This window comes from Pseudovibrio sp. POLY-S9 (genome assembly GCF_001431305.1).
GTDB lineage: Bacteria > Pseudomonadota > Alphaproteobacteria > Rhizobiales > Stappiaceae > Pseudovibrio.
Window position 1 is genome coordinate 351,095 of record NZ_LCWX01000237.1, and the last position, 3,716, is coordinate 354,810.

The 3,716-nt window shown below is 51.7% G+C and carries 4 protein-coding genes and 1 pseudogene; 1 reads left to right on the plus strand and 4 read right to left on the minus strand.

The window, feature by feature from the left end:
• The 4 genes and pseudogenes from PPL9_RS34440 to PPL9_RS25570 form a co-directional block, all read right to left on the minus strand.
• A pseudogene (locus PPL9_RS34440) lies at positions 1-823 on the minus strand (RNA degradosome polyphosphate kinase); the annotation flags it as partial.
• A 318-nt stretch (positions 824-1,141) separates the two neighbouring features.
• Positions 1,142-1,822, minus strand: a complete 681-nt coding sequence (locus PPL9_RS25560) for a DnaA/Hda family protein (protein ID WP_057465335.1) — start codon at positions 1,820-1,822, stop codon at positions 1,142-1,144.
• Complete coding sequence (locus PPL9_RS25565) at positions 1,819-2,910, minus strand: AI-2E family transporter (protein ID WP_057465336.1); 1,092 nt, start codon at positions 2,908-2,910, stop codon at positions 1,819-1,821. The genes PPL9_RS25560 and PPL9_RS25565 overlap by 4 nt, the downstream gene beginning before the upstream one ends.
• An 84-nt stretch (positions 2,911-2,994) precedes the next feature.
• Positions 2,995-3,282 carry a hypothetical protein gene (locus PPL9_RS25570; RefSeq protein ID WP_057465337.1) on the minus strand — a complete coding sequence of 96 codons (288 nt, stop codon included), beginning with the start codon at positions 3,280-3,282 and terminating at the stop codon, positions 2,995-2,997.
• A 34-nt stretch (positions 3,283-3,316) separates the two neighbouring features.
• Between PPL9_RS25570 and PPL9_RS25575 the strand changes: the two genes are divergently transcribed.
• Positions 3,317-3,716 (plus strand): AIR synthase related protein (locus tag PPL9_RS25575; protein ID WP_244273468.1); only part of this gene is annotated, 400 nt, incomplete at its 3' end.

Here is a 3,716-nt window from a genome sequence, read left to right on the forward strand (position 1 = left end):
AGGCTCTCAGGCTCTTAGGTGTGCTTTCTTCGATTTCCATGCGGATCACAGACCCGCGGCGGCGGCGTTTCAGGGCGGTTTCAAAAACGCGCACCAGATCTTCCGCTTCTTCCTCGATTTCCAAGTCGGAGTCGCGCAAGACGCGGAACGCGCCTTTGCCGCAAACTTCATATCCGGGGAAGAGATTGCCGATGAACAACGAGATGATCGTCTCAATTGGAATGAAACGAGTTGCTTTTGGCCCGGCATCACGCGGTGTTGGCAGGACAACAAAGCGGCCAATCTGGCTTGGCATACGCAGCAGCGCAGTCATACCTGCGCCTCCATCCACCGGACGCAAATCTAGGATCAGCGAAAAGCCCAGATTTGGGATGAACGGGAAAGGATGCGCCGGATCAATAGCCAACGGGGTCAGAACCGGGAAAATATGCTGAAGGAAGTAGTCTTCCAGCCAATCCGTTTCAGACTGGCTCATGTTCTGCGCTTCAACGATGAAGATACCTTCATCAGCCAGCTCAGAGCGCAGTTGACGGAAGCGGGCTTGCTGCTCACTTTGAAGCTTGCTTACCTCAACAGAGATTTGCTCCAGCTGTTCTGTCGAGGTCAGACCATCATCAGAAATGGTCGTCACATCCGCTCGCTGCTGACCGCGCAGGCCAGCAACACGCACCATGAAGAACTCATCAAGGTTGTTGGCAGAGATGGACAGGAACCGGAGCCGTTCCAAAAGCGGATGGCTCGGGTTCATGGATTCTTCCAGAACACGGCGGTTGAACTGCAACCACGAGAGTTCACGGTTTACAAAGCGCTCTGGTTTTTGCATCAGAGCCAGCCCTGCACTCACCTCAAAATCTGCGGTGTCAGTGGTCTCGTCTTCCAAAGCGTTCATTTCCGTAAACTCATTCATTCCATGTACCTCCGCAGCCCGTGGACCGGGTCACCTGTATGGGCGCACCTCGCCCTTAGAATATCTGACGATTGCGCTGTCCGTTGTATGATTCTGGTCATTTAGACCATACATTTTTGACGGGAAAATAAAGCTTAGAGCATGTTGCAGTGCAGCAGCAAGCTCTCAGCATTATTTACAAGCGTATCTGGAGCCGATAACCGGCAACCACTTCTCGGAGATACGCCCTGGTTCCTACTCGCCCATGCTCTCCAGAATTTTGGAGGCCATGACGCGGGAGATCTTTCGACCCTTCGCCAATGCATGTCTGTCCAGCATGTCTACAACGTTGCGTGCTGCATCCAGTGACCGTTCAATTCTTATCACGAGGTAATCTATCACACTGGAGTCAACAGTTACCTGACGATCTGAAAAATGTTTGGTCATGACCATTGCGAGCAGCATGTCGTCTGGCTCTTCCACCTGCACCGGGGTCGCCGCCCGAAAACGGGACGCCAGATCCTTGGTTTTAAGGTCAAACGTGTTTGGCCACTCGCGGGTGGTCATCAACATGTTGCCACCGGACAGGCGTACTGCGTTGAACAGATGGAACAAAGATGCTTCATCAAAACCTGCATGCAGGTCTTCAACCGCGACCGGGCCGGCTTCTGCCAATGCCGTCAGGTCAAGAAATTCCAGTTCATCCCCGCCCACGATCTGAGCTCCGCTGAGCTCCTGCCATGCGTTGACCAGATGTGTTTTACCCGATCCGATCGGCCCTTGCAGGGTTACGATCGGAGATGGCCACTCCGGCCAATTGGTAATCAGATTGAATGCAGCCTGATTTGACGTTGAAACCAGATAATCATCAACCCCCAAAGCCTCCTCATGGGGCAAGACCAAAGGCAATTGTTGTGGCCCTGTCGATCCTGTCATTCCAGTCCTTCCGTCTTATTGGTATTTTTGTAGTGACCTGCATATAGCGAACTTGCAAGATATTGCCTGAGAGCAAATCTTGCTAGTACCCCAACCACTGCTGCAGCTGGAATTGCTATCAACATCCCCACAAATCCCATTAAAGAACCAAAAGCGAACAGTGCAAACATGAGCCAGACAGGGTGAAGACCGACACTTCCACCTAAAAGTTTGGGTTGAAGGACGTTTCCCTCCAGGAACTGACCAACAACAAACACGCCCAGCACCGCTCCAATCATGAAATAATCAGGCCAGAACTGGACCAAAGCAACACCAATTGACAGACCAAAGCCGACAATCGCGCCGACATAAGGAATGAAACTGATCAAGCCAGCTGTGAGACCGATCAACAGGCCAAATTTCAGGCCAACAAGTAACAGAGCGACAGCGTAGAAGGTGCCCAATATCAGGCACATCATCACCTGCCCGCGAACGAACCCGGCGACTACTGAATCCATATCACTTGCCAGTGCGCGGATGGTTTGCTGGTAGTCACGTGGCAGCCAGCTGTCGATGCGTTCGATCATGTTGTCCCAGTCGAGCAAGAGATAGAACGCGACAACTGGTGTCACCACAGCAAGACCGATGATAGAAATAAGTGCTTGCCCGCCGCTCCAGATTGACGACAGCAGCCCGCCAACGAAGTTTGCGGCCTGCCCGACGAAGGCACCCCAGTCGATTTTGTTGGTTTGGCCTGACAAGTTTGCAAGTCTGTCCATTTGTGGCCCAAGGCTTTCGCGCAGCAAATTTTCAAGATTTCCGGCCAGTTCTGGCAGGTAGTCTAAAAACGCGATCAGCTGTTTGCCGAGAATTGGCAGAAGGATCAGCAGTGCTGCAGTGAAAACAATCAGGAATATCAGCAGGATCGTAACAGTTGCCCAGATGCGCCCGAACCCGTGGGTTTCCAGATAATCCGCAATTGGATCGAGAAGATAGGCCAAGGCCATACCTGCGACAAACGGTAGAAGGATGCTTTGAAACACCGACAAGAACAGGATGAAGGCTATAAAAGCCAGCAACCAGAAGAATAACCGTTTGTTTGTACTCATAAACTATCTCCAGGTGGAGGCATGGAGCCCATCAGCTTGCCTGTTATCCGGCAGCGCGGTCGCTCACAGAGGCATCTTTAAAATTTAAGATGGTTGTAGTTTCCATAGGTTGATTACGTCAAGTCGCAGCATCAGGTTTGCCAGAGTAGCTACTCCACCTTTTCGCCCGCTTAATTTCGGAGCATCTTTGAGAGGGGTGAAAAACTTTCCCCTAAATGAAGAGTTTTTCAAAGCTCCATTAATTTGCAAAAGCTTAGCTTGTTCTGCACAGATCTGCGTTTTTCTGAGATACCAGCGTGGTTTCCTTTCCCTTTCGGCCTTGCAATTCCCTGCAGTTTTGTTTTTATGCCGCCAAATTACATAGGCGGTCATGCCGCTATACTCTTGATGATGCGGAGCAGTATCCATGAGCCAGGACCAGAACGGTAATAACGGCCTTACCTATTCACAAGCGGGGGTCGATATCGACGCCGGGAACGCACTGGTCAAACGGATCAGCCCACTGGTTAAAGCAACGCGTCGCCCGGGTGCTGACAGTGACATTGGCGGCTTTGGCGGTCTTTTTGATCTGAAAGGTGCTGGATTTAAAGACCCTGTTCTTGTGGCAGCCAATGATGGCGTGGGCACCAAGCTTAAGATTGCCATCGACACCAACGTGCATAGCGGTGTGGGGATTGATCTGGTTGCCATGTGTGTGAACGATCTTGTGGTGCAAGGCGCTGAGCCACTGTTCTTCCTTGATTATTTTGCCACTGGCGCGCTGGACGTGGATATGGCGACCGATGTTGTGGCGGGGGTTGCAGAGG

What these genes read in the sequence shown, in the direction of transcription:
- PPL9_RS25560 (WP_057465335.1), bottom strand. Translation starts at nt 1,822, where the DNA reads ATGACAGGATCGACAGGGCCACAACAATTGCCTTTGGTCTTGCCCCAT.
- PPL9_RS25565 (WP_057465336.1), bottom strand. Translation starts at nt 2,910, where the DNA reads ATGAGTACAAACAAACGGTTATTCTTCTGGTTGCTGGCTTTTATAGCC.
- PPL9_RS25570 (WP_057465337.1), bottom strand. Translation starts at nt 3,282, where the DNA reads ATGACCGCCTATGTAATTTGGCGGCATAAAAACAAAACTGCAGGGAAT.